This window comes from Marinobacter sp. es.048, assembly GCF_900188435.1.
Lineage (GTDB): Bacteria > Pseudomonadota > Gammaproteobacteria > Pseudomonadales > Oleiphilaceae > Marinobacter.
Map to the genome: position 1 here is coordinate 486575 of NZ_FYFA01000002.1, position 26400 is coordinate 512974.

Annotated in this window: 29 protein-coding genes; 14 read left to right on the forward strand and 15 right to left on the reverse strand. The window is 56.0% G+C overall.

Annotation, left to right across the window (positions count from 1 at the left end; all coding sequences use genetic code 11):
* Positions 1-16 precede the first annotated feature (16 nt).
* From CFT65_RS13275 to CFT65_RS13290, 4 genes are all read right to left on the reverse strand, one after another.
* Positions 17-694 (reverse strand): flagellar hook assembly protein FlgD, encoded by a 678-nt coding sequence (locus tag CFT65_RS13275; protein ID WP_088828593.1) that lies wholly within the window; start codon positions 692-694, stop codon positions 17-19.
* Between the two features lie 18 nt (positions 695-712).
* Complete coding sequence (gene flgC / locus CFT65_RS13280; protein WP_088828594.1) at positions 713-1162, reverse strand: flagellar basal body rod protein FlgC; 450 nt, start codon at positions 1160-1162, stop codon at positions 713-715.
* A gap of 34 nt (positions 1163-1196) precedes the next feature.
* A complete protein-coding gene (gene flgB, locus CFT65_RS13285) occupies positions 1197-1595 on the reverse strand; it encodes a flagellar basal body rod protein FlgB (protein WP_088828595.1) in 399 nt (132 codons plus the stop codon).
* 240 nt (positions 1596-1835) lie between these two features.
* Entirely contained in the window at positions 1836-2387 is a 552-nt protein-coding gene (locus CFT65_RS13290) for a nitroreductase family protein (RefSeq protein WP_088828596.1), read from the reverse strand.
* Between the two features lie 168 nt (positions 2388-2555).
* Between CFT65_RS13290 and CFT65_RS13295 the strand changes: the two genes are divergently transcribed.
* On the forward strand, positions 2556-2867 hold the full coding sequence (locus CFT65_RS13295; RefSeq protein ID WP_088828597.1) for an Mpo1-like protein: 312 nt from the start codon (positions 2556-2558) through the stop codon (positions 2865-2867).
* 1 nt (position 2868) lies between these two features.
* A complete protein-coding gene (locus tag CFT65_RS13300) occupies positions 2869-4308 on the forward strand; it encodes an adenylate/guanylate cyclase domain-containing protein (RefSeq protein WP_088828598.1) in 1440 nt (479 codons plus the stop codon).
* A 30-nt stretch (positions 4309-4338) separates the two neighbouring features.
* Here the strand turns inward: CFT65_RS13300 and queF are convergent, their stop codons facing one another.
* From queF to CFT65_RS13315, 3 genes are read right to left on the reverse strand one after another with little or no spacing between them, the layout of a single operon-like run.
* A complete protein-coding gene (gene queF / locus CFT65_RS13305; RefSeq protein WP_088828599.1) occupies positions 4339-5157 on the reverse strand; it encodes an NADPH-dependent 7-cyano-7-deazaguanine reductase QueF in 819 nt (272 codons plus the stop codon).
* A 14-nt stretch (positions 5158-5171) separates the two neighbouring features.
* A complete protein-coding gene (locus tag CFT65_RS13310; protein WP_088828600.1) occupies positions 5172-5945 on the reverse strand; it encodes an ABC transporter permease in 774 nt (257 codons plus the stop codon).
* Positions 5942-6892: an ABC transporter ATP-binding protein gene (locus tag CFT65_RS13315; protein WP_088828601.1), complete on the reverse strand. Its 951-nt coding sequence runs from the start codon at positions 6890-6892 to the stop codon at positions 5942-5944. The genes CFT65_RS13310 and CFT65_RS13315 overlap by 4 nt, the downstream gene beginning before the upstream one ends.
* A 261-nt stretch (positions 6893-7153) precedes the next feature.
* Here CFT65_RS13315 and CFT65_RS13320 point away from each other — a divergent pair, with 261 nt between their 5' ends.
* Positions 7154-8269: an organic solvent ABC transporter permease gene (locus CFT65_RS13320; RefSeq protein ID WP_088828602.1), complete on the forward strand. Its 1116-nt coding sequence runs from the start codon at positions 7154-7156 to the stop codon at positions 8267-8269.
* Here CFT65_RS13320 and CFT65_RS13325 read toward each other — a convergent pair.
* The 3 genes from CFT65_RS13325 to CFT65_RS13335 form a co-directional block, all read right to left on the reverse strand.
* Positions 8259-9566, reverse strand: coding sequence for an HD-GYP domain-containing protein (locus tag CFT65_RS13325; protein WP_088828603.1), 1308 nt, complete (start codon positions 9564-9566; stop codon positions 8259-8261). The two genes, CFT65_RS13320 and CFT65_RS13325, sit on opposite strands and share 11 nt — an antisense overlap.
* 176 nt (positions 9567-9742) lie before the next feature.
* Positions 9743-10198: a hypothetical protein gene (locus tag CFT65_RS13330; RefSeq protein WP_228705852.1), complete on the reverse strand. Its 456-nt coding sequence runs from the start codon at positions 10196-10198 to the stop codon at positions 9743-9745.
* A 211-nt stretch (positions 10199-10409) separates the two neighbouring features.
* Positions 10410-10688, reverse strand: a complete 279-nt coding sequence (locus CFT65_RS13335; RefSeq protein WP_088828605.1) for a PilZ domain-containing protein — start codon at positions 10686-10688, stop codon at positions 10410-10412.
* 187 nt (positions 10689-10875) lie between these two features.
* On the opposite strand from CFT65_RS13335, the gene CFT65_RS13340 reads away from it, so the two are divergent.
* Both CFT65_RS13340 and CFT65_RS13345 read left to right on the forward strand, forming a co-directional pair.
* Positions 10876-11892 (forward strand): Fe(3+) ABC transporter substrate-binding protein, encoded by a 1017-nt coding sequence (locus CFT65_RS13340; protein ID WP_088828606.1) that lies wholly within the window; start codon positions 10876-10878, stop codon positions 11890-11892.
* A gap of 156 nt (positions 11893-12048) precedes the next feature.
* Entirely contained in the window at positions 12049-13737 is a 1689-nt protein-coding gene (locus CFT65_RS13345) for an ABC transporter permease (RefSeq protein ID WP_088828607.1), read from the forward strand.
* Positions 13738-13742: 5 nt separating this feature from the next.
* Here the strand turns inward: CFT65_RS13345 and CFT65_RS13350 are convergent, their stop codons facing one another.
* Entirely contained in the window at positions 13743-14228 is a 486-nt protein-coding gene (locus tag CFT65_RS13350) for a thioesterase domain-containing protein (protein ID WP_088828608.1), read from the reverse strand.
* 134 nt (positions 14229-14362) lie between these two features.
* Positions 14363-16030: an AMP-binding protein gene (locus tag CFT65_RS13355; RefSeq protein ID WP_088828609.1), complete on the reverse strand. Its 1668-nt coding sequence runs from the start codon at positions 16028-16030 to the stop codon at positions 14363-14365.
* A gap of 241 nt (positions 16031-16271) precedes the next feature.
* Between CFT65_RS13355 and CFT65_RS13360 the strand changes: the two genes are divergently transcribed.
* From CFT65_RS13360 to CFT65_RS13385, 6 genes are all read left to right on the forward strand, one after another.
* On the forward strand, positions 16272-17246 hold the full coding sequence (locus tag CFT65_RS13360; protein WP_088828610.1) for an ABC transporter substrate-binding protein: 975 nt from the start codon (positions 16272-16274) through the stop codon (positions 17244-17246).
* 65 nt (positions 17247-17311) lie between these two features.
* Entirely contained in the window at positions 17312-18226 is a 915-nt protein-coding gene (locus tag CFT65_RS13365; RefSeq protein ID WP_088828611.1) for an ABC transporter permease, read from the forward strand.
* A 9-nt stretch (positions 18227-18235) separates the two neighbouring features.
* Complete coding sequence (locus CFT65_RS13370) at positions 18236-19030, forward strand: ABC transporter ATP-binding protein (RefSeq protein WP_088828612.1); 795 nt, start codon at positions 18236-18238, stop codon at positions 19028-19030.
* A 401-nt stretch (positions 19031-19431) separates the two neighbouring features.
* On the forward strand, positions 19432-21570 hold the full coding sequence (locus tag CFT65_RS13375; protein WP_088829563.1) for an adenosylcobalamin-dependent ribonucleoside-diphosphate reductase: 2139 nt from the start codon (positions 19432-19434) through the stop codon (positions 21568-21570).
* A 27-nt stretch (positions 21571-21597) separates the two neighbouring features.
* Entirely contained in the window at positions 21598-22296 is a 699-nt protein-coding gene (locus tag CFT65_RS13380) for an NrdJb (protein WP_088828613.1), read from the forward strand.
* Positions 22297-22310: 14 nt separating this feature from the next.
* Positions 22311-22667, forward strand: coding sequence for a hypothetical protein (locus CFT65_RS13385; RefSeq protein WP_088828614.1), 357 nt, complete (start codon positions 22311-22313; stop codon positions 22665-22667).
* A gap of 208 nt (positions 22668-22875) precedes the next feature.
* Here the strand turns inward: CFT65_RS13385 and CFT65_RS13390 are convergent.
* The 3 genes from CFT65_RS13390 to CFT65_RS13400 form a co-directional block, all read right to left on the reverse strand.
* Positions 22876-24083 (reverse strand): IS3 family transposase gene (locus CFT65_RS13390; protein WP_088826071.1). Its coding sequence is split into 2 segments (ribosomal slippage): positions 22876-23756 and positions 23756-24083, totalling 1209 coding nucleotides; the frame shifts between segments, so codons are not numbered across the junction.
* A 357-nt stretch (positions 24084-24440) separates the two neighbouring features.
* On the reverse strand, positions 24441-24737 hold the full coding sequence (locus tag CFT65_RS13395; RefSeq protein ID WP_088828615.1) for a type II toxin-antitoxin system RelE/ParE family toxin: 297 nt from the start codon (positions 24735-24737) through the stop codon (positions 24441-24443).
* Positions 24737-24976, reverse strand: a complete 240-nt coding sequence (locus CFT65_RS13400) for a type II toxin-antitoxin system ParD family antitoxin (RefSeq protein ID WP_088828616.1) — start codon at positions 24974-24976, stop codon at positions 24737-24739. The genes CFT65_RS13395 and CFT65_RS13400 overlap by 1 nt, the downstream gene beginning before the upstream one ends.
* A 160-nt stretch (positions 24977-25136) precedes the next feature.
* Here CFT65_RS13400 and CFT65_RS13405 point away from each other — a divergent pair, with 160 nt between their 5' ends.
* The 3 genes from CFT65_RS13405 (at position 25137) to CFT65_RS13415 (ending at position 26350) form a co-directional block, all read left to right on the forward strand.
* A complete protein-coding gene (locus tag CFT65_RS13405; RefSeq protein WP_088828617.1) occupies positions 25137-25427 on the forward strand; it encodes a DUF1330 domain-containing protein in 291 nt (96 codons plus the stop codon).
* Between the two features lie 60 nt (positions 25428-25487).
* Positions 25488-25967, forward strand: coding sequence for an acyl-CoA thioesterase (locus CFT65_RS13410; RefSeq protein WP_088828618.1), 480 nt, complete (start codon positions 25488-25490; stop codon positions 25965-25967).
* Between the two features lie 116 nt (positions 25968-26083).
* Entirely contained in the window at positions 26084-26350 is a 267-nt protein-coding gene (locus CFT65_RS13415; RefSeq protein ID WP_088828619.1) for a DksA/TraR family C4-type zinc finger protein, read from the forward strand.
* The last annotated feature ends 50 nt before the right edge of the window (positions 26351-26400 follow it).

The window sequence follows — 26400 nt, forward strand, 5'->3', positions numbered from 1 at the left end:
TGGTGTTTCACCGGTCTCAGTTAATTTGTTTCACATCAGACAGAGCAATGGAGCCCATGCCTGCAAGATTCAGGGTTATCGAGCCGCCCTGGCCCAGGGATACGCTATCCACATTGGCGCTCACCATGGTGCCCAGTTGCTGTGGCCCATCGGGATAGGAAGCCTCCGCCACAATACGGTAGGGTCCCGGCGGCAAGGGATTGCCGTTGCCGTCCTGACCGTCCCAGCGGAAAGACGCCACACCCGCCTGACTTGCACCAAGATCAATCTGACGCACCCGCTCACCGTTTTGCCCCTCGATGGACAGGCGTAGACCGCCGGTCGATGCCGGCACCTCAATGGTTCCGGTAATTTCGCCTTCAGCGCCCAGGATCCCGATCTGGGAGGGCGCAAGTACAGTTTTACCAACCATGGCGGAGGCCTGCAGGGCCTGAGTGGAACGGAACTGTCCAACCACATCTTCCACTGTACCGGAGAGATTCTGCATCTCCTCCAGTGAGCTGAACTGGGCAAGCTGGGAGATAAATTCACCGTTGTCCTGAGGCTCCAACGGGTTCTGGTTTTTCAGCTGCGCCAACATCAGTTCCATGAACTCGTTCCGGCCCAACTCACTGGTGCCCTGGCCGCCATTCTGTTGCTTCAGCTGGTACTGGCTCAGAACATCCGACGCGTCTGTTGCATTTACTGCAGTCATGTTGTGCTCCTCACCCTGTTACTGCTGACCAAGAGTCAGAATGCGCTGCATCATGGACTTGGCTGTGTTCATGACATCCACATTCATCTGGAAACTTCTGGACGACGACATCATGTCTGCCATCTCCTCAACCACATTCACATTGGGATAAAAGACATAGCCGTCTTCGTTGGCCGCCGGGTGATGGGGCTCGTAACGCATCTGCAGCTCCGCATCACTCTCGACGATACCGTCAACCCTCACGCCGGCACCCGGGCCCTCATCGGCGCTCATGGGCAAGCCACCCTGCCCCGGAGTCATCAGAGACTGCTGAATCGCTGAGAAAACCGGCTTCCTGGCGCGATAGGTTTCCCCCGTGCTGGAACTCGCCGTCTCCGCATTGGCAATATTGGACGCGGTTGTATTCAGCCGCAGTGATTGCGCAGTCATGCCGGAACCGGCGATGTCAAAAATACTGCCCAGTGACATGAAAATTCTCCTTCGCTAATCCTGTGACTGCGGCTTATTCGCCCTTGAGGGCTTTGGTCAAACCGCTGAACTTGCTGTTCAAAAACTGGAAGCTGGCCTGGAAATCCATGGCGTTGCGCATGAAGCGGGTCTGCTCCTGCTGGGCGTCCACGGTATTACCGTCAACCGACGGCTGGTGGGGTACCCGATACATCAAATCGCTTTCCGAGGCCGACAGGGAGGTATCCATGTGCGCATCGTGCGTTTTGGCCATCTCGAATCCGCTGACCTGTTCCTGGGCCTTCTGCATCATCGCCTGGAAATCCAGATCGCGGGCTTTGAAACCCGGAGTATCAGCGTTCGCCAGGTTGTTTGCCAGAACTTCGGCACGTTTAACCCGCGCTTCAACCGCATGTTGATGAATACCCAGGGCCGAATCGAACGTAATTGCCATGCTGCCTCCCGAAAACTGCACCAGTAAGCCGACCTGTTTTTGCCGGCTGTGCTCTTTGGCAGGACTAAAGCAAGCTGAATGCCAGAATTCAGATGAGGAGTGAATTTGTCAGGAAAGCCAGTATTGACGGGCTCTGGCCAGTGGCGAATTGGCGGCCTGGGAAGAGCAGGCAGGGAACGGGCAGGAAAAAGCGGCAAGCTGCTTCCCCCGGCGCGGACCGGGGGGCGTAAAGGCAGGTTTTCAGGGCCAGTGCCGCACAAACTCATCAACCGCCGGCCTGGGGACAGCCGGCTTGGACGCGGAAACCGTTCCGGTGTAGAGAAAGCCAACGATCTGCTCATGCTCTTCAAGCCCCAGACCCGCGTGTACTGAAGAGTGGTAAGCGACAGCGCCGGTCCGCCACATCACACCGTAACCGGCATCCTGCAGAGCCAGCCCGACGAAACTCATGCCGGCCGCGGCCGACATCAACTGCTCGATTTCAGGTACTTTGGGATGCGTTTTCGGCGACGCGATACCCACAATCACCATCGGCGCTCGAAGAGGTGCACGCCTGAGCCTCTCAATCTCTTTCTCGTCGCTGTTATTGGCGCAAGTTGCGGCAAACAGTTCACCCAGAGCCTCCAGCCCTTCCCCTTCCACAACAAGGTAACGCCAAGGGCGCAGCAGGGCATGGTCAGGAGCGCGGGCGGCACAGGCGAAAGCCCGGTCGAGGGTCTCGGGGTCCGGCGCGGGCGACTCCAGCCTGGGTTCTGACGAACGGTTGAGGAGGAAATCGGTAACTGCTGTCATATATGCTCGCTGTCTGATCGCTGTTCTGATGAGTTTAAAAGAGTAGGTACAAGCCAAAACTCCCGGCTGTGAATTGTGGCTTGTACGTAATGCTGTTAACCTTTCGTCGTAGTCGGGTCTGCCAACAATTATAAATGACGCGGTCGTATAACGGTGAGTGGCAACACAATGAGCAACCAGCACACCTTCAACAACTTTTCCGAATTTTATCCTTACTACCTTGAAGAGCACAGCGACGTGACCTGTCGCCGTCTGCACTTTGCCGGCAGCCTTCTGGTTCTTATCGTGGCCTTGTGGGCACTGACTACAGGCAAGCTTTTGTGGCTTCTGGCTTTACCGGTCATCGGCTATGGCTTTGCCTGGGTGGGTCATTTCAAGTTTGAAAAGAACAGACCTGCCACCTTCAAGTACCCACTGTACAGCCTGATGGGCGACTGGGTCATGTTCCGCGACATGCTCATTGGCAGGATCCGTTTCTGAAATGATGAGTGCCCCGGCAGACCTGCGTAGTGCCAGCAGCTCAGCTGGCAGAGCCCTCTCGTCCGAGGCGGCGGGCAACCCGATCGCCATTCCCCCAATGCCCGACTACAATGGCCGGGTACTCGCATACACCTCAACGGCCGCCATTATCGTAACCGGTGCTCTCCAGGGCGCCTTTCCGCAATGGCTTCTCTGGCTGGTTGCCGGGGCCCTCACCTGGCCCCAAATCGCCCACGCCCTGACCCGCCGCACTTTCCTGAGGAATTCGCCACGCATCCGTCAGAAAATGCTGATATTTGATTGCGTTGTTGGTGGCGCTTTCATTGGCTGCATCGGGCTGATCGTCATCCCCTCCCTCGCCGTTGCACTGATGCTGATGTTCAGTTGCCTGATTGTTGGTGGTATACGTCAGTGGGTCCTGGGCACCGGCTTTATGGCGGCTTCCATTGCGGGTGCGGTTGCGATCGTCGGCCCGGCAGACGGACCACACTCGCCTCTGCTGACCAGTATTGTGTCGATTTTATCCACCGGGCTTTATATTTGCGTCACGGCTTACTACTCCCACCAGCAGGCACGGGCGTTGATGCTGGCAAAGACCCAGATCCAGAACCAGCGGGAGCAGTCCATCGCGCTTTCACACAAACTGTCCAAATACCTGTCGCCTCAGGTCTGGCAATCCATCTTTACTGGCGAGCGGGATGTGCGACTGGAAACTCAGCGCAAGAAACTTGCGGTGTTCTTCTCGGACATCAAGGGCTTCACCGAGCTGTCTGAGGAGATGGAGCCCGAGGCCCTGACCGAGCTACTTAACCACTACTTTAACGAGATGTCGGAAGTAGCCCTGAAGTATGGTGGCACCATCGACAAGATCGTCGGCGATTCCATCATGGTGTTCTTTGGCGACCCCACCAGCCGGGGCCAGCGGGAGGACGCCTTTGCCTGTGTCTCCATGGCCATCGAGATGCGCAAGCACATGAAAATCATGCGCCAGAAATGGCGCAGCCAGGGTATCAAGACCCCGCTGGAAATCCGCATGGGGATAAGCACCGGTTATACCACTGTCGGCAATTTCGGCGCGGAGAACCGGATGGATTACACCATTATCGGTAAGGAAGTGAATCTTGCCAGCCGGCTTGAGTCCCTCGCTGAGCCGGGTGAAATCCTGGTTTCCTACGAGACCTTCTCTCTGATCAAGGACAAGATCATGTGCCGGGACAAGGGCGAGATTACCGTGAAAGGCTTTGGCAAGCCGGTGCCGATCTACGAAGTGGTGGACTTCCGGCGTGATATGGGCCCCAACTGCAGCTTCCTGGAGCACGAACACAACGGTTTCGCCATGTATCTGGATTCAGACAAGATCACCGAGAAGGAACGCCAGGCCATTCTGACCGCCCTGGAAGACGCTGCAGACCGTCTGCGACGGGAAGAGGATGTTTCTTGAAGCGCGTCCCTGCGCTCACCGGGAATCGTACTACTGACGCACCAACCGCGGCCCCGCATCCCCACCGGTCTCCGTGCTTCTCCACGGATTAATATCCAACCCACCCCGACGAGTGTAACGGGCAACCACCGTGAGCGACTCTGGGCTACATCGGCCCATCAGATCGGTAAACACCGTTTCCACACAATGCTCATGGAAATCCTGTTTCTGCCGGAAGCTCACCACGTAACGCAGCAAACCAGCCCGGTCGATTTTCGGGCCAGTGTAGCTGACCAGCAGGGTGGCCCAGTCTGGTTGCCCCGTCACCGGGCAGTTGCTCTTGAGCAGATGGGAGCATAACTGCTCAGTTACCACCTCATCGCCGGCCTTGAGAGAGTCGGGTGAATACTCATACGCCACATCACTCACCGGTTCGTCATCAATGAGCTCAAAACCCTCAGGGCGACCTATCGCCTCCCCGGAGTCGTCCACGCTTAACAGGTTGACCTGGACCGCGCCACCGCAAGCGCTGGACAGATCCCTGGTAATCACTTCTGCAACCTGCTCCCGGGAGGAGTAAACCGCCTGGTTCAAAGAGTTGAGATACAGCTTCAGCGATTTGGACTCAATGATTGAAGGCGAAGCCGCAGGAAACACAATCTCTGCCCAGACCACCTCCGGCACGCCACTTGGCCGCAGCCAGGAAATTTCCCAGGCCTGCCACAGGTCCTCACCAAACCATGGCCAACGGCCGTCTTCCAGACCAAGGCGGCGGCGGTTTTCCTCCCTTGCCACGGGGAACAGCAGACCTGGGTCGTAGCTGTCCGGGTAATCACTTGCTTTGCCAAGCGGCGCGTCATTAAGTGCCATAGGTGTTCCTGAAATCAGTGGCGAATGCCTTTACCACGCTCGAGCATTCTGAGGGCAATGAATGCCAGAGCGGAGATGAAAACCAGAATCATACCAAGAGAAACGAACGGATTAACGTCTGACACGCCCAGAATCCCGTATCGGAAGCCATTCACCATATACAGGATGGGATTTGCCATGGAAACGCCCTGCCAGAACCCGGGCAGCAGATCGATACTGTAGAACACGCCCCCGAGGTACGTCAGAGGTGTCAATACGAACGTGGGCACGATGGAGATATCATCAAACTTGGTTGCGAGCATGGCGTTGATAAAGCCACCCAGCGCGAACAGCGCGGAAGTCAGGAATACAGTCACAATCATCATCGGCAGGTTGTGGATCGACAACCGGGTAAAGGCCAGTGACAGCAACGTGACAATCAGGCCGATACCGAGGCCGCGGGCCATACCTCCGGTCACGTAGCCGGCGAGGATCACCCAGTTCGGCACCGGCGACACCAGGAGCTCCTCAATGCTGCGCTGGAACTTCATCGAGAAAAACGAAGACACCACGTTGGCGTAGGAACTGGTAATCACCGCCATCATGATCAGCCCGGGCACGATAAACGACATATAATCGAAGCCGCCCATTTCGCCGATACGTGAGCCAATGAGGTTGCCAAAAATAATAAAATACAGGGTCATGGTGACTGCCGGAGGCAACAGGGTCTGCGCCCAGATGCGGGTAAACCTACGTATCTCACGGACCACAATGGTACTGAAGGCTGTGAACAAAGCATGCGGGGTCATGCTGCACCCTCCACTGCCTTGCTGGATTCTGCGGCGTTCTCCTCAACCATGCGAATGAACAGTTCCTCCAGCCGGTTGGCCTTGGTTCTCATGCTGACCACCTTGATACCCAACCGCTCAAGCTCCACGAATACCTGATTGAGCGCCTGACCTTTCTCCACTTCCACCTCCAGGGCGCCTTCCCCGTCGAGACATGTCGGAAAACCGTTAAGTTCCGGCGCGGAATCAAGGGCCTTCTCGGTATCCAGCACAAAAGTCTCCAGGCTCAGCTGCTGCAGCAAGGCTTTCTTGCTGGTGTGCTTGAGGATCTTGCCATGGTCGATAATGGCGATGTTGCGGCAAAGGGCTTCCGCTTCCTCAAGGTAATGGGTGGTCAGAATGATGGTGGTGCCCTGGCGGTTCATCTCTTCCAGGAAGGTCCACATGGAGCGGCGCAGCTCGATATCCACACCGGCGGTCGGCTCGTCCAGAATCAGCAGTTTCGGCTCGTGAACCAGGGCGCGGGCGATCATCAATCGGCGCTTCATGCCGCCGGACAACATCCGGGCCGGGGTATCCCGCTTGTCCCAGAGACCGAGCTTTTTCAGGTACTTTTCGGCCGACGCGGAGGCCTGCTTCAACGGAATTCCGTAGTAGCCGGCCTGGGTGGTGACGATATCAAAGACTTTTTCAAACTGATTGAAGTTGAACTCCTGGGGCACAACGCCGAGGTTCAGCTTGGCGTCGGAAAGATGGGTATCGGTGTCATACCCGAACACCCGTACCTTGCCTGCTGTCTTGTTCACCAGGGAGCAAACAATGCCCAGGGTGGTCGATTTGCCGGCTCCGTTGGGCCCCAGCAGGGCAAAGAAATCCCCTTCGGCGACATGTAGATCAATCCCCTTGAGAGCCTGAAACCCGTCACCATAGGTTTTGGTGAGGCCCTCAATTTCCAGTGCATTGGTCATAGATCATCCCGATTCGGTGATAAACGGCAATGAACGGCCCCAGCCGCCAGCCAAAATTTAGAATGCTATTTATTGTGACGAAGTCGCTGATTTCAAGGCCCTTATTGGCCGGAGGTGTTACCGAACCAATAACGGAAACTGCGACAGGAATCCCGATATGAGGCAAAACGCGCCCCTATAATGCGGTTACAACAAATTACAAAAGGGGCTGCCGCACCCTGAGTGCGGGCGCGCTGAATCGAAGGGAATGTACGACCAACCATGAAATCCGTTCACCGCATCCGACTAACGTTTACACTTCTGGGCGCCCTCGCCCTCTCTGGCTGCCTGGATGAAGACGGCGGTTCCGGAGACGACACCAGCAGCGGACAGGTCAACTTCAATGGCTTTAGCGGCCTCTCCTACCAAACTGCGAGCCAATCAGGCACCACTAACCCCGCAGGGGAGTTCCGCTACTACCCCGGCGAAACAATAACCTTCCGTGTTGGAGACCTGCCGTTAGTCAGTGGTGTGCCGGGCCGGCAATTCGTAACTTTGCTCGAGTTCTTCGAAGTCACGCGCACAGAGCTGGAAACGCCGATGGCGGATGATGAGGGTCTGAGCACCCACACACTGACCGAGCAACAGGTTCTGGAAAACACGACGCTGATGAACCTGTCCCGGTTTCTGATGCTTCTGAACTGGAGCCAGAATGTCTCTGAAGGAGACGGTATCGATATCCGCGACCGGGTTATTGCGCAGTTGAATACAGCCCTTCCCGACCTGACAGCACCTATTGATTTCAGTGTAAGCGAATCCGAGTTCACGGCCACCGACCCCATGTCTCCGGCCAACCAGTTACTGACTGCAATCTGCTTTTACCCGGAAGACGATGAGCTGTGTGATGAGTTACCCACCCAGGAAGAAATCGACAACGCGCCACCACGGCCGGAGAATGACGAGGATCGCGATCCGGACATTGAATACAGTGAAGACCTGCAAGCCAAAAAGGACCGGATTGAAAATGCCGTGCGTACCATGGAAGGCATCGACTCGGAGGATGCGCAGACCTATTTAACGCGCGAACTCAAGGCAATCAGTACAACCCTCGCGAACCGTTATTTCCTGGATGAGGACGTGGCCAGCCATCCGGCAACGGATACAGCTCTGAAGCAGGTTGCGGTGCGAAAGATCGGGGGCGGACTTTCCCTGGCCGAACTGGAGGCAATCAGCACACGCCCGCAGGATGTCCAGATCAATTCAGCCGACTGGCAAAGCGGAGAAGTGGAGTATTTTGTCGCCGGTCCCTCCGGCGGAGAATCCGAGCTTCTGCTCAGCTTCCGTCCGGAAGATACCTATCGCTGGGTTCGCAAACAGCTGCGTGTGATTATCCGCTGATCAGGCGGGAAAGGCTCCAACGTGACTCCACGCCGGTAACATCGTAACAGGACGGATCCAGACCCTCCGTGCCGTGCGGCAGGCAATCACGAATACGCACCGTTTCTTCAGCTTCCTTACCTTCGTTGTACCGGGCCAGATCAATGATTTTGGCGGTTTTTAACGGCCTGGAAGCAGCATCTGTCATAACCATTACACGGGGCCAGAGCCGGCGCTCCGGGGAATGTGAAACCACGATGCCCCGCTGGCCGTCGGTGAGCTCCACGAGGCTGCCGGTGGGATAGATACCAATCGCCTGAATGAAATTCTCCACCAGGTCCTCCTGGAACTCGATGTTGCGCATCTCGTAGAGCAGCGTTACCGCTTTCGCCGGCGTCATGGGCTCGGTGTGGGAACGGGGCGCAATCAAGGATTCGAAAAATTCCGCAATGCCGGCCACCTTCGCCAGCAACGGAATGCGATCCCCCCGGACACCTTCCGGGAAACCGGAACCGTTATGACGCTCGCGATGCCCTTGAACCACACTGAGCACAGCACGCGAAAGCCCACTGTCCTCCAGCATGGCAACACCACGGGTAACGTAACCACGGTAGGTAAGATATTCCTCGGCGCTCAACTGACCTTCCCGGGCCAGCACCTCGGGCGGCAAGGTTGTCTTGCCCACCTGTGACAGCAAACAACCCAAGCCGAGATGATTGAGAAGCCCTTCGTTCAAACCCAGATGTCGACCACACACCAGGGCCCAGACCGACGTGTTCAAGGCATGCCGGTAAAGGTAACTGTCATGCGCACGAGTGCGGCTGAGCCACAATAACGCATCAGGCTGGCGAACAACGCTGCTCACCATTTTGCTGGTGATCACGGCGATTGGCCTCAGATCCGGCATGCCGTGGGCAAGAAGTGTCTCGAAAAGCTGATCCAGCGCCACTTCCATATCATCCAGAAGGCGCTTGGACGTTTTCATTTCTTTCTTGAGGCTGGTAACGGTTTCGTAGGTTACCGGCTCCCGAATACTCAGCGGCGGTAATTGAAGCTGCTCTCGCCCGCCACCCCGCTTATTCAGTGTCTTGCCGAAGACCGGCTTGCTGCCGTCATTTACCTGGTTTGCTTCCCGCGCTTCCGCCACATCGACCATGACCCACTTACAGTGGGAAACCAGGGCGCGAACGTCATCCTGGGACCGAATATGAAAACCCTGGATCGGGAATGGGGTCTGGTGCCATGGTCTGTCCAGATCAGACACGAACATGCCCACTTCCAGATCATGCACTGCGACTTTCTTCTGTTGGACACCCACGGGACACCTCACACCAAACACTTTTCGATGGCTACCATTCTGACGGAACCGCCGGGAGACACAATTACAATATCGTATCGTCAGGTAACCCAAACGCGACAAAGCGTAACGCTAATCTTCAATGGGAAACAGAATGTAGCAACGTGATGGGAGTCACATATCAACGTCAGAAACTGTCACTCTGCGTCACATACCGACTCATCAAACGCAGGCAACCGGGCGCGCATCGACCCCCTTGGCGCCTTGCGCACGTAGACGGTGTAAGGCACTGAGGACGCCCGTAAGTAATCCAGGTTAAAGGCATCGTCGCCCTGCCCCTCTGTGACAACCACAGGGGTACAGGAAACCAGCAACTCCAGCTTGCTACCCACTTGAGCTATACGCGCGCCTGGAGCCGCAGGATTAATAGCCATGCAGCGGGTCGTGCCGGTTGCCGGCTGGCCGCTCCGTGCCACAAGATCCCTGCCCGGCTCGCCGCAGGCGCGAATCCCCGCCCCACAATCACCGGCGTCATCGCCATCGCGCAGACGCCAGACACGGTCACTGCATTGTGTTTCCAGTTTTACCGAGGTTGCTTTATCACTGGCCAACCACCAACCCGGGTATTCAGCGCTCTGCCAGGACAACCGCACGTGCCTCGGATCACCTGAGGAATTCTCCGCCGGAAACATTGCAGAGTGTGAGTAATAGCTGGCGCAGCCCGTTGTAAACAAAAGCATCAGGCTTGCAATAACTGGCTTGTAAGCTCTGGAAAACGCTGAAAAGATCATCTGACTGGCGTACCCCTGACGGCGGTTGATTTGGATCTGCCATTATCCATAGCAGCCGCCCTCAATCCGCCTATCAGTCACCATTTTGATCAAACTGAAGGCCATACCCGTCATTGGTTTTACGCACAACCACCATTTCAAGCACCGGTGCCGGAACAGGCAAACCCTGCACCTGAACGGTGACCTTGTCGCCAAGGCTTGGCACGAAAGGCTCAGTGTCGACAACGATAAAAACACCACCGTCGGAAATATCGCGGGTCGAGAATATGAATTCTCCCAACTCCGCGTGCACCACCTTTACTTTCGCACTCATGGCAGTGCGCATGTGCTCTCTTCGATCGTTCCCAACCATCTGAGGATTCCACTACTTTTTACATAGTTTTTATAGCCTTCCGAAGCATAACACCATTTTCAAAAAAATATGCCAACGGAGATATTGACTAAACAATTAATAGAAATGAGAATGGTTGGCGTTTTTAAACGACTGCAAATCTCAATGCAGGCACATAATACCGTAATCACCAGAAAAGGATGGGACTATGCGAATGAAACTGGCTGCCACCGCTGCAATCGCCCTCACTGCCATGCCCATGGCCGCCTCCGCAGACGGCGAGGTCAACATCTACTCCTACCGTCAGGCATACCTGCTTGAGCCCCTGCTGAACGCATTCGAGCAGGAAACCGGCATCAAGAGCAACGTTGTATTCGCCAAACAGGGCCTTGCAGAGCGTCTGGAACGTGAAGGCCGCAACAGCCCCGCTGATGTGGTGATGACCGTTGATATTTCACGCCTGAACGAGCTGGTAGAGCGTGATCTGGTACGGGGCGTGGACAACAACACCCTGGAAGAAAACATTCCGGAGAACCTTCGCCACCCAGAAGGCAAGTGGTATGCACTGACCACTCGCGGCCGTCTGATCTTCGCTTCCAAGGAGCGTGTTGAGGAAGGCGAGATTACCACCTACGAGCAACTGGCAGACGACAAGTGGGAAGGCCGCATCTGCACCCGCAGCGGCAAGCATCCTTACAACATCGCCCTGTTCTCCTCCATGCTCGCCCACCACGGTGAAGCCGAGACAGAGAAGTGGCTGGAAGGCCTGAAAGACAACCTGGCCCGCAAGCCCCAGGGTGGCGACCGTGACCAGATCAAAGCCATTGCCGAAGGGGTCTGTGATATCTCCATCGGTAACAGCTACTACTACGGCAACATGCTGCAAGATGAGAACCAGCGCCCGATCGCCGAGCAGGTTCGTCTTGTGTTCCCGAACGCCGAAGGCCGGGGAACCCACGTGAACATCAGTGGCATTTCCCTGACCAAGAGCGCGCCGAACCGCGAGAACGCCATCAAACTGATGGAATTCCTGTCCTCGCCGGAAGCCCAGCGGATCTATGCCGAGGCAAACACCGAATACCCGGCAAACCCGGAAGTACAGCCTTCCGGACTGGTTGCCGAGTGGGGTGAGATCAACCCGGACGACCTTTCTCTGCAGGAAATTGCCAACAACCGCAATGCCGCAGTCAAGCTGGTTGACCGCGTGGATTACGACGGCGAGTGATCGCCAATGGTGGGGGTGGTTCCGCCACCCTCACCCGCCATCAGGCACGCCATGACCCAAGCGGACCATGACACCGGTCATTGCAGGCACCAAACCAGGTGACTACAATCTCCCATCTTCAATTGGACAGACCCCACATCCAGATACAGGGACATTATGAGCGAGGCCGCAACCAGCGTTAATCCCGGGCTATCCCAGCCCCTGCTGGCAAAGCGTACCTCTCCAAAATGGATGATCAGCGCACTGCTGACCACCGCCATCGTCGCCCTTCCGGTTCTTTCAGTTATTTTTCTGGCGTTTTTTCCCGAAGAGAATATCTGGCCACACTTGATCGAGACCACGCTTCCCCGTTACCTGACCACGACACTCAAACTGATGATTGGTGTGGGCGCCCTTACTCTGTTGATAGGCCTGGCCTCGGCCTGGGCGGTCACTATGTGCGAGTTTCCCGGCCGCAAGTTCTTTGAATGGGCCATGCTGCTGCCTTTCGCAGTGCCGGCGTATGTTATTGCCTATGTATACACCAGCCTCCTGGACTACGCAGGGCCGGTTCAGGGCGCACTCAGAGACCTCTTCGGCTGGAGCAGTGCCGCCGATTACTGGTTCCCGGAAATCCGCAGCCTCGAAGGCGCCACGCTGATGATCGGGCTGGTCCTGTATCCTTACGTTTACCTGCTTGCCCGGGCTGCTTTTCTGGAGCAGTCCCCGTCTCTCTTCGCGGTCAGTCGCAGTCTCGGCCACTCTGCGCTGAGCACGTTCTTCAAGGTGGTTTTGCCCATCGCCCGCCCTGCGGTTGCTGTGGGTCTGTCGCTGGTGCTGATGGAAACACTGAACGATTTCGGCACCGTGGATTTCTTCGCGGTTCAGACCCTGACCGCCGGCCTGTTCGATACCTGGATGAACCTGGGCAACCTCGGCGGCGCGGCCCAGATAGCCACTACCATGCTGATCTTCGTAGTAATTCTGGTTACCCTTGAGCGTTACTCGCGAAGACGTCAGCAGCAATTCGCAGCCCGGGATAACCGGGACCCGATCCAGCGCTTCACCATGTCGTTTCCGCGCCAGATGATTTGCGTGGTCGTGTGCGCACTACCTGTACTGTTCGGGTTTATGATCCCCGGCGCAACACTTGGCCTGTATGCCTGGGAATACTTTGGTGAAAGCTGGAACCCGGATTTTGTCCGCAACACCTTCAACAGCCTGTTCCTCTCCGGCACAGCAGCTCTGACCACCCTGCTCATCGGTATCACGCTTGCCTACAGCCGCCGTCTGCACAACACTCGCAAAATGCAGGTGTTGATGCGTCTATCCAGTCTTGGTTATGCCATGCCAGGCGCGGTATTGGCCGTGGGCGTGATTGTGCCACTGGCAGGTTTTGACAATTGGCTGGACAGCCTCATGCGCGATATTTTCGGCATAAGTACCGGCCTGTTACTCAGCGGCTCGGCCTTTGCCCTGGTGTTCGCCTATACCGTGCGGTTCCTGGCGGTCTCCGCCGGTAGCGTGGAAAGTGCGTTGCAGAAAATCACACCAAGCATGGACATGGCGTCACGGTCCCTGGGACACAGTCCGGGCAACACCCTGGTGCGTGTTCACCTGCCCATGCTGAGGGGAACGCTGGTTACTGCAGCCCTGGTGGTATTCGTGGATTGCATGAAGGAATTGCCCGCCACTCTGATTCTCAGGCCATTTAACTTCGAGACACTGGCTACCTACGTGTACCAGTTTGCCTCTGACGAGCGTCTTTACCACAGCGCTCTGCCCGCCCTGATTATTGTCCTGGCAGGCATCATTCCGATCATTCTGATGAGCCGTTCAATCTCCAACAGCCGTTCAATCGCCTGACCGGTTCAAAAGTTCACCCGGGATTTCACATCCTGAACGACGAACCGCCCCTGGAATACCGCCACAGGGTCCCCTTGCGGCATAGAAGTTGGCTCCCCACAGAAGACTTCAGCCGTCAGATCAAGCCGTCCCTTGCCATGCCTCGCAAGGCTCTTGCGGAAACGTTCGGGTATCTCATCCCCTGGCAGCCGGCAGATCACGTAAAAATCGGATGTCACGGGTTCCAGATAGTCGATATTCCCGCTCTGCACCACAACGTTACCCCGGAGACCGAGGTCCCAGAGCGCCAGTTCCGTCAGGCCCCACGCAGCCGTTACCGCCGCCGAGTAAACACTGCCTCCGAACCCGGTACCCTGGTGGTTGCTGTTAGGCTCCAGAGGTGCACTGAGTAACAACGAATGGCCATCCCAGGAATGCAATTGAATCCCCAAGGCCCGAGAAAGGGGAATCTCGTCCTGGATACGTTTCTGGAAAAGGGACAACTGGCTCATAACATCCTCCTGATATCCCTTCAGTTTAGGCCTGCTTCCCCCGTTTCCCTATGCGACTTACGTCGGTTTTTTTTCCACTACAAAAAAGGCCCGGCAGAGCCGGGCCAAAACATCTTCACCTGTAATCGAAAGCGTTACTGCCAGATAACCGGCTGACGCTGCGCGTACCACTTGTCGACTTTCTCCTGGTATGCGTCTTCAACCACATTACGCTTGAGCTTCATCGTCGGCGTAAGGAAGCTGTTCTCGATCGACCACTCGTCGCTCACCACCGTAATAAATGCCAGCTGCTCGTGTGGATCCACAGTCTTGTTAACATCAGCTATCAGCTTTTTGAAGCTCTCTTCAATCTCCTGCCGGAACGCCTCATCCGCCATTTTCGGTCGGGCCTCTTCGCCCAGCATTATGAGGGCAAAGGGCTGAGTCTGATTGGCACCGGAGACACACACCATTTCGATAGCGTCGTGGGACATCAGGCGGTTCTCGATGGGTGCAGGGGCAATGTACTTGCCCTTGCTGGTCTTGAAGATTTCCTTGATGCGACCAGTGATCTTGAGTCGGCCCATCTCATCAATCTCACCCTTGTCGCCAGTTTTCAGGAAGCCGTCTTCGGTAAAGGTTTCCCGGGTTTTCTCTTCGTCCTTGTAGTAGCCCATCATGGTGGCCGGGCTCTTGATCTGGATTTCACCCTCCGGGCTGATCCGGGTTTCAACCCCCGGCGCTGACTCACCAACGTAACCCGTTCTCGACCGCCCTGGCTTGCTCATGTGGGAATAAGCAAAGTTTTCAGACATGCCATAACCTTCCAGCAACTCGAGGCCAAGGTTGCGGTACCAGTCCAGAACGTCGCTCGCCAGGGGCGCCGAGCCACTGCCGGCCAACTTGACCTTGTCCAGCCCGAGGCCTTTGAGAATCTTCTTCTTGATCAATTTGTTGACCACGGGAATCTTCAGCAACCGGTCCAGCTTCTTCTTTGGCAGTTTCTGGAGTACGCCGTGCTGGAATTTCACCCACAGGCGCGGCACGGAGAGGAACAGCGTTGGCTGGGCCCGCCGCAAATCTTCCACGAAGGTATCCAGAGATTCCGCAAAATAGAGGTGGAAGCCGGCATACAGTGATGCCAACTCAACAAAGGTACGCTCGAATACGTGAGCCAGCGGCAGGTACGATAGCATGCGCTCCTCGGAGCCCACACCGAGCACCTCCATGCCACCCTCTGCCGCATAGGCCATGTTGAAAAAGCTCAGCATGACGCCCTTGGGCTTACCGGTGCTGCCGGAGGTGTAAACAATGGTTGCCAATTCGTCCGCATCACGCTGAACGTTTTCTTCCAGGGGCGGATACCTGGCAACAATATCGTCCCAGGTTTCGAAATCATTGGGCGGGCTCAGCGGGAAGGAAATACACCGAACTGAATCCGGTACGCCCGGTTTCATCATGTCCCAGTCGTCCAGCTTGCCAACAAACACTACCTCACACTCAGCGTGATTGAGAATGTAATTGACAGTATCGGCGTTCAGGGTGGGATACAGCGGCACGGAAATGTGGCCGGCCATCCAGATGGCCCAGTCGGTCATGATCCAATGGGCGCAGTTTTTGGAGATCAGACCGATGCGGCTCTTTTCGGGGAGATTCAGGGACTTCAGGTACGACGCCATGCGCCTTGCCTCATCTACCGCCCGACCCCAGGTATAATCCACCGTTTTGCCGCCCCCGATGGGCTGAGTCATATAGACCGAATTCGCCTTGTCCTTCTCCCAGTGATAGACCATATCCAGGGGAAGTTTATTAGTTGTGTCCATGGACCTTCCTTGCAGTTCGTTGTTCGAATTATGGATGTTTTCTTATTAGACTTTCGTAGGGTATTTCAACATAGTATGAGCCGTCAAAACGTGACACAAGCAAAATAATTTGCAACTGCATCTATTACGATCATAGCACCGCTTACGGCAACATCCCCTACCCCTCCCGCCCTGTGCCTGTGGTAAACTTCCGCCCCTTCAGAATTGCAACATACCAGTTAACCTACCCGGAGATGGGCATATGGCCAAGACAACCCTGCGCACCCTGTTCAGTGCCACACTGCTGGCGCTGGCAACCCTAGTTCAGGCCCAGGAACCCCGCGTTGTAGCCATCACACAGATTGTGGAGCACCCGGCACTGGACGCCGTCTACCAGGGCATTAAAGACGAACTCGCCGAGCGCGGGTTCAAAGAAGGCGACAACCTGGAAGTGATGCATGAAAGTGCCCAGGGCAATTCCGCCATCGCCTCCCAGATTGCCCGCAAATTTGTTGGCGAAAGCCCAGACGTGATCGTGGCAATTGCTACGCCTTCTGCCCAGACCGTTGCCGCTGCGGCCCGCAATACACCGGTAATCTTTTCCGCTGTTACTGACCCGCTTGGAGCCAAGCTGGTAAGCAACATGGAAGCGCCGGGCGCCAACATCACCGGTGTGAGCGACATGCTGCCCATCGACAAACACCTGGATATGCTTCAGCGGGTGATGCCCGATGCAAAACGCATTGGCACCGTCTACAACCCGGGCGAAGCCAACGCCGTCTCCCTGGTGGAACTGCTGGAAGAGCGCCTCGCCGCCCGCGGTCTTGAACTGGTAAAAGGCGCTGCCACCAAAACCTCCGAGGTTCTGGGTGCCGCCCGCTCCCTGGTCGGCAAAGCCGATGCCATCTACCTGACCACTGATAACACCGTGATCAGTGCGGCCGAAGCTGTCATCTCTGTTGGTGAGCGCGCCGGCATTCCGGTATTCGCAGCAGACACCGCAACCGTTGAGCGCGGCGCGGTTGCGGCCCTCGGGTTTGATTACTACGACCATGGCCGCCAGACCGGCGTGATGGTTGCCCGGGTACTAAATGGCGAAAAGCCGGGCGACATGGCTGTTGAGACCATGGAAAAGCTGGATCTTTTCGTGAACCCGGCCGCCGCAGAGCGCATGGGCATCACCCTGTCCGATGATGTAATCGCAGACGCGAAGCAAGTTATCGACAGCGCCAAGTAACCCCCTGAACCCCACAGGCGGCCCTCACGAGGGGCTGCCCGTTTTATCATTGGTGATACCCGACCATGCTGAGTAACATCGCGCTTTATGGTGCCATTGAGACCGGACTGATCTACGGCCTGGTCGCCTTCGGCATCTACCTCTCCTTCCGGGTGCTCGACTTCCCGGACCTCACTGTAGACGGCAGCTTCCCCCTCGGTGCTGCCGTTGCAGCCGTACTGATCATTGAAGGCTGGAACCCCTGGCTGGCTACTGGCTGTGCGGTGATGGCCGGCATGGCCGCCGGCGCAGTCACTGCCCTGCTGAATGTAAAACTCAACATTCTGAACCTGCTGGCATCGATTCTGACCATGATCGCGCTCTACTCGGTCAACTTGCGCATCATGGGCCGCCCGAACGTGGCTCTGCTAACTGAAGAAACCGTGCTGACCCCCTGGTACAACCTGGATCTGGCCTACCATCAGGTGCCGGTGCTGCTCTTCGTCATTGTGGTCGTTGTCGCCCTGATACTTCTGTGGCGGTTTATGAAATCCGAAACCGGGCTGGCCATGCGAGCCACCGGCGCCAACGCCAGAATGGCCCGGGCACAGGGCATCGCCACCGGCGCCATGATTGTTCTTGGCGTTGCCGTCTCCAATGGCCTTGTTGGGCTCGCCGGTGCGCTCTTTGCCCAGAGCCAAGGCGCAGCTGATGTAACCATGGGCGTGGGTGTGATCGTTATTGGCCTTGCCTCCCTGATTGGCGGTGAAGCCGTAGTTACGCCATCTACGGTTGTACGTGCGCTCATCGCCTGCGTGGTTGGCGCAATCATCTACCGACTGGCCATTGCATTCGCCCTGAACGCGGATTTTCTCGGCCTGCAGGCCCAGGACCTGAACCTGATTACCGCGGTTCTGGTCACCCTGGCCATCGTGCTGCCAGGCGTGCGTTCATCCATTGCAGGCAAACTTTCCCGCAACTCTCCACGCAAAGGCGCCTGAGGAGGCAAAATGATCAGTGCAACCGATCTCCGGCTCACCTTTGGCAAAGGAACACCGCTGGAAAACCCGGCGCTCCGGGGCATGAGCCTGACCGTTAATCAGGGCGAATTCGTCACGGTGATAGGCAGTAACGGCGCCGGCAAGTCCACCTTCCTGAACGCGCTGGCCGGCGAAGTGCTGGTAGACAGCGGCCAGATCATTGTGGACAACCTGGACGTAACCAAACTGCCGACCCACAAACGGGCCGGCCGTGTTGCCCGGGTATTCCAGGACCCGCTGGCCGGAACTTGCGAAGGCCTGAGCATCGAAGAAAATCTCGCCCTGGCCATCAAGCGTGGCCAACGCCGGGGCCTGACAAGCGCCGTGAAAAGGCAGTACATGGAGAAGTTCAAGGACAGCCTTTCATCCCTGAACCTCGGCCTGGAAAAGCGCCTGGGCGACAAGATGGGCCTGCTGTCCGGCGGCCAACGCCAGGCCGTTAGCCTGCTGATGGCGAGCCTCACGCCCTCCAGCATCCTGCTGCTGGACGAACACACGGCCGCGCTGGACCCGAAAACCGCCGCATTCGTGCTGGAACTCACCACCAAGATCATCGAAGAGCAGAAGCTCACCGCACTGATGGTGACCCACAGCATGAAACAGGCGCTGGAAGTCGGCAGCCGCACGGTAATGTTGCACCAGGGTGAGGTGGTGTTTGATATCGAAGGCAGGGACCGCGAGGGCCTGGAAGTGAAGGATCTGCTCGGGTTGTTCGAAAAACAGCGCGGGTTGGAAGTGGACGACGACAGTCTGTTGCTGGGTTAATAAAAAACGGGGCCGGATTGGCCCCCGTTTTCGCTTCCTGATTGCCTGATTTTGCCAATTTCCGACCGGAATCGCACAATTTGCTATTGACACCGCAGCATCACAAAACCACAACATGTAGTGGTTTTGAACCTTTATCTCCAAACCTCTGTTTTAAAAAAAATTTCCCGGATTCAAGCCGGTTTTGATTGATTTTCTTTGCCCCGAAGCGTCTATCAATAGTTGCGTTCTTATTCACAGAACACTATATCCTGTTATACTCCTTCCAGATTCAGCCCATATATAGTGGTTAAAAAGAAAACAGGCCCAAGGCCAAAGACACGATTCTCAAGGGGTATGGCGCCGCCGGTACAAGGACTGGTGCCATCAAAAGAAGACATACCGGAAGATAGAGGGTGGAAATGAACGCTAAGGCACAGGCAGTGGTAACGACAATTCCGATGCAGGAAGCCTCGATCGACATCTGGCACAGCAAATACCAGTTGAAGACCAAGACCGGCGAGCCCGTAGACAAGAACATTAACGCAACCTACGAACGTGTTGCCAAAGCCCTTGCCGAGGTGGAGAACAAATCCGTACGCACCCAGCACATGAAGAATTTCATCTGGGCCCTGCAGAACGGTGCTATTCCCGCCGGCCGGATTACTTCCAATGCCGGTGCCGAAGCGCACAAGCCGGCAACCTCCACCATTAACTGTACCGTTTCCGGCACCGTTCAGGATTCCATGAACGACATTCTGGAAAAGAACCACGAAGCCGGCCTTACCCTCAAGGCAGGCTGTGGTATCGGTTACGAGTTCTCTACCCTGCGCCCGAAAGGCGCCTATGTGGCCGGCGCCGGTGCCACCACCTCCGGCCCGCTGTCGTTCATGGATATCTTCGACCGCATGTGCTTCACCGTGTCCTCTGCCGGTGGCCGCCGCGGCGCCCAGATGGCCACGTTCGATGTGCACCATCCAGACGTGATCGACTTCATCCAGGCCAAGCGTGAAGACGGTCGCCTGCGCCAGTTCAACCTCTCGCTGCTGATCACCGAAGACTTCATCGAAGCCGTGCGCAACGGTGATGACTGGCACCTCTCCTTCCCCGTTACCCAAAAGGAAGTGGAAGACGAGGAGCTGGACCTGAGCGACGAAAGCCAGTTTGTGTACCGGGATTTTCCGGAGCAGAAAGGCTACGTGGTAAACGATGAAGGCAAAGTTGCCTGCCGCATCTACCGCACCCTGAAAGCCCAGTTTATCTGGGACACCATCATGACCAGCACCTACGACTACGCCGAGCCGGGTTTCATCCTGATCGACAAGGTCAACCAGATGAACAACAACTGGTTCTGCGAAGACATCCGTGCCACCAACCCCTGCGGTGAGCAGCCGCTGCCCCCTTACGGCAGCTGCCTGCTGGGCTCTGTGAACCTGACCATGTTCGTGGACTACCCGTTTACCGACAAAGCCAGCTTCAACTACGAGAAATACCGCAAGGTGGTGGGCATCTTCACCCGCATGCTGGACAACGTGGTAGAGATCAACGGCCTGCCGCTGGCCGAGCAGCGCCACGAAATCACCTACAAGCGCCGCCACGGCATGGGCATCCTGGGCCTGGGTTCCACCCTAGCCATGCTGCGTATGCCCTACGGTTCTGAAGAGTCTGTGCAGTTCACCGAAGAAGTCGTACGTGAAATGGCTGTGGAGGGCTGGCGCCAGTCCCTCGCCCTGGCCGAGGAAAAAGGCGTTGCGCCGATCATGGACGACGAGTTCGAAATTACCCCCAAAATGCTCAGCAAGTGCCCGCAGCTGTCTGAAGACGGCTACAAGTTGGGCGACAAGCTCAAGGGCCGCGTACTGCACGCTAAATACAGCAAGTACATGCAACAGATTGCCAGCGTAGAGCCGAAGCTGGTGGAAGAACTGGCCGAAAAAGGTGGTCGCTTTACCCACCACACATCCATCGCACCGACCGGCACCATCAGCCTGTCACTGGCCAACAACGCCAGTAACGGCATTGAGCCGAGTTTCTCGCACCACTATGCGCGGAACATCATCCGCGAAGGCCGTAAGACAAAAGAGAAAGTCGACGTATTCTCTTTCGAGCTGCTCGCATACCGTCATATGGTGAACCCGGGCGCCATGCCTTTCTCTGAAGAGGACGACAAGAAGCTGCCGGCCTACTTCACCACCTCCGACGATGTATCGCCGGCGCAGCACGTAGACATTCAGGCCGCTGCCCAGAAGTGGGTAGATTCCTCGATTTCCAAGACCGCGAACGTTCCGACAGACTTCGACTATCAGGACTTCAAGGGCATTTACCTCTACGCCTACGACAAGGGCCTGAAGGGTTGCACCACCTTCCGCTTCAACCCGGAAGCCTTCCAGGGCGTACTGGTTAAAGAGAAGGATCTGGAAAACACCCTTTACGAGTTCACCCTGGACGACGGCAGCAAGGTCACCCTCAAGGGCAACGAACAGGTAGAGTACGACGGCGAAATCCACAACGCCGCAAACCTGTTTGACGCGCTTAAAGAAGGCACCTACGGCAAGTACTGATCCGGGAACCGACACAGGACAACGAACATGACAGTTAAAATCAGCAACAAAATCGTCGGCTACCGCGTAAAGAAGGCCGACCCAGAAGCAGCCCCCGAACACCAGGCACCGGTGCACGCGGAAACCAAGCCCGTTCAGATGAACGAATACATCGAACGGCCGGACTTCCTGCTGGGCACCACCTACAAGATCAAGCCGCCGGTGGCGGAGCACGCGATGTACATCACCATCAACGACATCCTGCTCAACGAGGGCACCGACCATGAGAGCCGGCAGCCGTACGAAGTGTTCATCAACTCCAAGTCGATGGAACACTTCCAGTGGGTTATCGCACTCACCCGCGTTATCTCCGCGGTATTCCGCAAGGGTGGCGACGTGACCTTCCTGGTGGAAGAGCTGCGCAGCGTGTACGACCCCAACGGCGGCTACTTCAAGAAAGGCGGCGTGTTCATGCCTTCCCTGGTCGCTGAAATCGGTGCCGTGATCGAGAAGCACCTGAAGGCCATCGGCCTTCTGGAAAGCGAGGAAATGAGCGAAACCACCAAACGCATCCTCGCCGAAAAGCGTGCCGAGTTCGAAGCCAACCACACCACGGCCACAAACGATGAAAAGGCCAGCGACTTCCCGCCCAACGCCACCATGTGTAGCAAGTGCAGCACAAAGGCGGTAATCGTCATGGACGGGTGTGCGACCTGTCTGTCCTGCGGCGATAGCAAATGCGGTTGAGGTGATTGACTGCAATGAGTGACGAGAAGGCCCGGAGTGAGAACTTCGGGCCTTTTTGTTTATGGGGAAAGACGATCGCTTTTAACGAAAAGTCGCTGATATCAGGAAAAACGCTCGTGGTGGTCGTTTCTATCGAAGCTCTGAGACAGGCTGGGAATCAGGACATTGAGTTTATAGAGTATTTGGTTAGATTGGCAAAGTGGTCAGCCTGGATAATTGGTCTGGAAAATGATCATCGCGACCGCTATACAAATGCTAGCGCACTAGGAATACTGATGACACCCGAAATCAATGAATTCATAAAGAAGATCACATCAGCAAAGGGTGTCACTGCGCTGTTAGTGCTCTTTTTTCTTGGGGTCTTTGTTTGAAAGAATTTGGGCTTTCTAACTGAGGTTTCCTTTACGTTCAAGCGTGTTGCTATCAGCAGCAATAACACAACAGGAGCCAAGGAATTAACACTCGGTGAATTCATGAGCGCGGGCAGTAACAATGGGCCTACATTTAGTGTTTTTATTATTCCTGGCTGGTGGCTTTCTCTTGGTAATTGTAGTTGCCCCCGCTAAACCAGACACCACCTCATTCATTTGATGCCAGTTCCGCCCGGTATTCCCAGGGCGATTTCATTTTCAGTCCCTTGTGTGGGTGACTGCGGTTATAGTCCTCGATCCATTCCGGCAACTTCGCCATCACAGAGGCGGCGTCGGGAAGATCGTTCAGGTAAATATAGTCCCTTTTGAACGTCTTCACGAAGGCCTCAGCCATGCCGTTGCTCTGCGGGCTTCTCACAGGCGTAGTGCACACCACAAAGCCCAGAGAAGATGCGAACGCTCGCGTTTCTTTGGCAATGTAGCAGCTGCCATTGTCCGTCAGCCATTCCAGCGGGTGTGGAACATGCTCTGACTGGCCGAAGCGGTATTCCAGGCTTTCCAGCAACAGGTCCTGGACCATCTCAGCGGTGACTCCCCCGGTCGTCGCCACATAGCGCATCAGTTCCCGATCACAGCAGTCCAGGCTGAAGGCCACGCGAACCACCTCCTTATTCCAACAGCGGATCTCGAAGCCGTCTGAGCACCAACGGAGGTCCGGCTTCAACGTAATGACCTGGCCGTTGTGACAACGCTCCTGAGGCCGGCCCGTGTAACGGGGCAACAACAGCCCATCCTGCTTCATCAGCCGGTACACACGCTTGTGGTTCACTCGCTCATCGTTGGCTGCAAGCAACCGATTCAAGCGTGCCGTAATCCTTCGATAGCCATTGGCCGCACGGACTTCACACAGCTCTCTGATAACCGGCAAATGCCGGTCATCGTCCTGTTTTTTGTATCTGGGACATCTACCTTTCTGGCGGCCGTGAAGGCGATCCAGAAGGTTGGAGCGCGATACCTTCAGTACCTCCGCTACCCGCTTCAGAGGGTATCGTCCGGTGGCAGCAACGGCATGCGCGAGATCAACTTTTTTGACTGAGCCACCTCCAGAGCTTCCCGGAGTATTTCAGCTTCCATCGTCTTGCGGCCCAACATCCGCTCCAGGTCCCGAACCTTTTTGTTCAGGGCCTTCACCTCGGATGCACTGACAACCTCATCACCGGATTCAATCGCGGACATGCCACCGTCTTTCATCAGCTTCTTCCAACGGAACAACAGACTTGCTGATATACCATGACGTCGCGCTACAAGCGACACTGACATGCCTGGCCGCTCACACTCAGCAACCATGAATGCCTTCTCCTGTGCGGAATACCGGCGACGACGTTGCACTCCGGTTATGACTTCGATTCTCTCCACCTTGGACACTCCTTTGCACTAGGTCTATGCCTAGGCCTTTGCTTCTACCAAGGTGTCCGGTTTAAATGGGGGCTACTACAGTAATGAGCGCCTTCTTTACTATTGCTCTCATATCAAAGCTTCAAAAATGGATGAAGTTAGATTTGTAAGTCTTCGCCTGTACTGTATTTTAGCCTCCTCGACTCAAGATGCGTAACCCATGCACTAGAGCAGGAGATACTGAATTTTCAGGGTGAGTTGATTGTTTCTTACAGCGGGTATAACTGAAGATAATCTAACAGTCGCAGGCACGGTGACCGCTTTTCCATTGCGGCTTCGCCTCCATTCCAAAGCCGCGCTTACTGCAGGCGTTATGCCTTAAAGAAGATGCCCTTCCGGCAACATGCGTTTGTGCAGGATGCGGATAACTTCAACAACACCCTCGGTGGCTACCCGATAAAAGATGCTATGGCTTCCCTGGGGGTACTGTCGGTAGCCGGAGCTGATCTCATCGCAGGATTGTCCCAGGTTCGGATTTTCACCCAGCAGATTAAAGCACTGGTCGAACTGAAAAATGTAGTGGTTTCGCTGATCCCGGCCCCATTCACGCTCCGTGTAAAGTGCTATAAATTTGAGGTCAGCTTTGGCCTTCCTGGAAAGCTTGAAATTCGGCATCAGCGCTCTTCGTTGTCCAGTTCGCGAATGAACGAGTCATAGGAGTAGTCTTCAAAACCACTGTCTTCGCCTTCTTTAAGCAGTTTGCGGAGCGTAGTCAGGCGGGTTTCGGACTCTTCAAGCAGGCGCAATCCTGCACGGACAACTTCGCTGGTTGAGCTGTACCGGCCATTTTTGAGTTGTTCCGCAATGAACGCATCAAAATGTTGGCCTAGAGTGATGCTGGTGTTCTTTTGCATGATGCCACCTCGTTAGTACCAATAATTGGTACAATTTTGTTCCAGAAAGCATAACAATGCAATCCGCGCGACAAGCGTGGCGAAACCAAGACAGATCTATTTTTCGTGACCTTCCCACTCAACCCGACTGAATCACCCAATCGATAACAGGAGACCGCGAATGACAGCCTACGTTATCGGCAACATCACCGTGAAAGACCCGGACAAATGGGCGGAATACCGTAGCCTGGTGCCAGAAACGCTGGTTCCCTGGGGTGCGGAACTGGTGCTTCGGGGTACAAAGGCAAAGGTACTTAGCGGGCAATACCGGCACACCGATACGGTTGTTATCCGCTTTCCGGATGCGGGTTCCGCCGCCGATTGGCACAACTCCGCTGCCTATCAGGCATTGGTGCCGTTGCGCACCCAGGCAGCGGATGTGGATCTGGTGACTTTCGAGGCCGATGAATAACTACTGCCAACGCCAGCACCCTGGCGCCTATACTGGATAGCAAACCACCAGAGAAACGCCATGGAACCCGAATCAACAACACTGAGCATGACCGTCCTGATGACGCCGGACAAAGCCAATTTCTCCGGCAATGTCCACGGCGGCACCCTGCTGAAGTACCTGGATGAGGTTGCCTATGCCTGCGCCAGCCGCTACGCGGGGACCTATGTCGTTACCCTGTCCGTCGACCAGGTGATGTTCCTCCAACCGATCCAAATTGGCGAGCTGGTCACCTTTCTGGCCAGTGTGAACTTCACCGGCCGTACCTCCATGGAGATCGGCATCAAAGTGGTTACCGAGAACATCCGCGACAAGTTGGTCCGGCATAGCAACAGCTGCTTTTTTACCATGGTGGCGGTTGATGACAACGGCAAAGCCGTCGCCGTGCCGCAGCTGGTTCCACGCACCGATGATCAGATCCGGCGATTTGCCAACGGTAAAGAGCGCCGCGCGATTCGTGCCGAACTCGAGGAACGCTACAGGGCGCTCCATCGCAAGTAAGCCCGGAGACCGAAAGGGAAACCAGTTCCCGAGAAAAGTCGGTTCCAGCATGTTTGAGCACTCGCGCTCGAATGGTAATGTTCAATGGTATCAGTCACCCAGATTCCGGAGGGCTCATGGCAGGTGGATGGTCAAAGGATGGTGCGGTGCAGGAACAGATCGACGCCAGTGTTGAAGACGAAATCCAACGCGCTCGCAGCCAGCTAGCCGGAGGCGAGAGCGCCGAGGAATGCGATGAGTGTGGTGTTCCGATTCCGGAGGCCCGGCGTAAGGCTATTCCCGGTGTCCGGTTGTGCATTGACTGCCAGTCGGCCCTTGAAAAGGAGCACCCTCACTCAGGCACAATCAATCGCAGAGGCAGCAAGGACAGCCAGCTTCGCTAGCCTGTCATCTCCTCATTGCATGAAAACTTTTTGATAGTGAAAACGGACCA

Bases quoted from the DNA above. Each gene is read 5' to 3' on its own strand.
- CFT65_RS13300 (WP_088828598.1), top strand. From the start codon at position 2,869: ATGATGAGTGCCCCGGCAGACCTGCGTAGTGCCAGCAGCTCAGCTGGC.
- CFT65_RS13320 (WP_088828602.1), top strand. From the start codon at position 7,154: ATGAAATCCGTTCACCGCATCCGACTAACGTTTACACTTCTGGGCGCC.
- CFT65_RS13365 (WP_088828611.1), top strand. From the start codon at position 17,312: ATGCTGAGTAACATCGCGCTTTATGGTGCCATTGAGACCGGACTGATC.
- CFT65_RS13360 (WP_088828610.1), top strand. From the start codon at position 16,272: ATGGCCAAGACAACCCTGCGCACCCTGTTCAGTGCCACACTGCTGGCG.
- queF (WP_088828599.1), bottom strand. From the start codon at position 5,157: ATGGCACTTAATGACGCGCCGCTTGGCAAAGCAAGTGATTACCCGGAC.
- CFT65_RS13375 (WP_088829563.1), top strand. From the start codon at position 19,432: ATGAACGCTAAGGCACAGGCAGTGGTAACGACAATTCCGATGCAGGAA.
- CFT65_RS13275 (WP_088828593.1), bottom strand. From the start codon at position 694: ATGACTGCAGTAAATGCAACAGACGCGTCGGATGTTCTGAGCCAGTAC.
- CFT65_RS13370 (WP_088828612.1), top strand. From the start codon at position 18,236: ATGATCAGTGCAACCGATCTCCGGCTCACCTTTGGCAAAGGAACACCG.
- CFT65_RS13380 (WP_088828613.1), top strand. From the start codon at position 21,598: ATGACAGTTAAAATCAGCAACAAAATCGTCGGCTACCGCGTAAAGAAG.
- CFT65_RS13350 (WP_088828608.1), bottom strand. From the start codon at position 14,228: ATGAGCCAGTTGTCCCTTTTCCAGAAACGTATCCAGGACGAGATTCCC.
- CFT65_RS13385 (WP_088828614.1), top strand. From the start codon at position 22,311: ATGAGTGACGAGAAGGCCCGGAGTGAGAACTTCGGGCCTTTTTGTTTA.
- CFT65_RS13410 (WP_088828618.1), top strand. From the start codon at position 25,488: ATGGAACCCGAATCAACAACACTGAGCATGACCGTCCTGATGACGCCG.
- CFT65_RS13290 (WP_088828596.1), bottom strand. From the start codon at position 2,387: ATGACAGCAGTTACCGATTTCCTCCTCAACCGTTCGTCAGAACCCAGG.
- CFT65_RS13335 (WP_088828605.1), bottom strand. From the start codon at position 10,688: ATGGTTGGGAACGATCGAAGAGAGCACATGCGCACTGCCATGAGTGCG.
- flgB (WP_088828595.1), bottom strand. From the start codon at position 1,595: ATGGCAATTACGTTCGATTCGGCCCTGGGTATTCATCAACATGCGGTT.
- CFT65_RS13340 (WP_088828606.1), top strand. From the start codon at position 10,876: ATGCGAATGAAACTGGCTGCCACCGCTGCAATCGCCCTCACTGCCATG.
- CFT65_RS13355 (WP_088828609.1), bottom strand. From the start codon at position 16,030: ATGGACACAACTAATAAACTTCCCCTGGATATGGTCTATCACTGGGAG.
- CFT65_RS13310 (WP_088828600.1), bottom strand. From the start codon at position 5,945: ATGACCCCGCATGCTTTGTTCACAGCCTTCAGTACCATTGTGGTCCGT.
- CFT65_RS13395 (WP_088828615.1), bottom strand. From the start codon at position 24,737: ATGCCGAATTTCAAGCTTTCCAGGAAGGCCAAAGCTGACCTCAAATTT.
- flgC (WP_088828594.1), bottom strand. From the start codon at position 1,162: ATGTCACTGGGCAGTATTTTTGACATCGCCGGTTCCGGCATGACTGCG.
- CFT65_RS13315 (WP_088828601.1), bottom strand. From the start codon at position 6,892: ATGACCAATGCACTGGAAATTGAGGGCCTCACCAAAACCTATGGTGAC.
- CFT65_RS13345 (WP_088828607.1), top strand. From the start codon at position 12,049: ATGAGCGAGGCCGCAACCAGCGTTAATCCCGGGCTATCCCAGCCCCTG.
- CFT65_RS13400 (WP_088828616.1), bottom strand. From the start codon at position 24,976: ATGCAAAAGAACACCAGCATCACTCTAGGCCAACATTTTGATGCGTTC.
- CFT65_RS13415 (WP_088828619.1), top strand. From the start codon at position 26,084: ATGGCAGGTGGATGGTCAAAGGATGGTGCGGTGCAGGAACAGATCGAC.
- CFT65_RS13295 (WP_088828597.1), top strand. From the start codon at position 2,556: ATGAGCAACCAGCACACCTTCAACAACTTTTCCGAATTTTATCCTTAC.
- CFT65_RS13405 (WP_088828617.1), top strand. From the start codon at position 25,137: ATGACAGCCTACGTTATCGGCAACATCACCGTGAAAGACCCGGACAAA.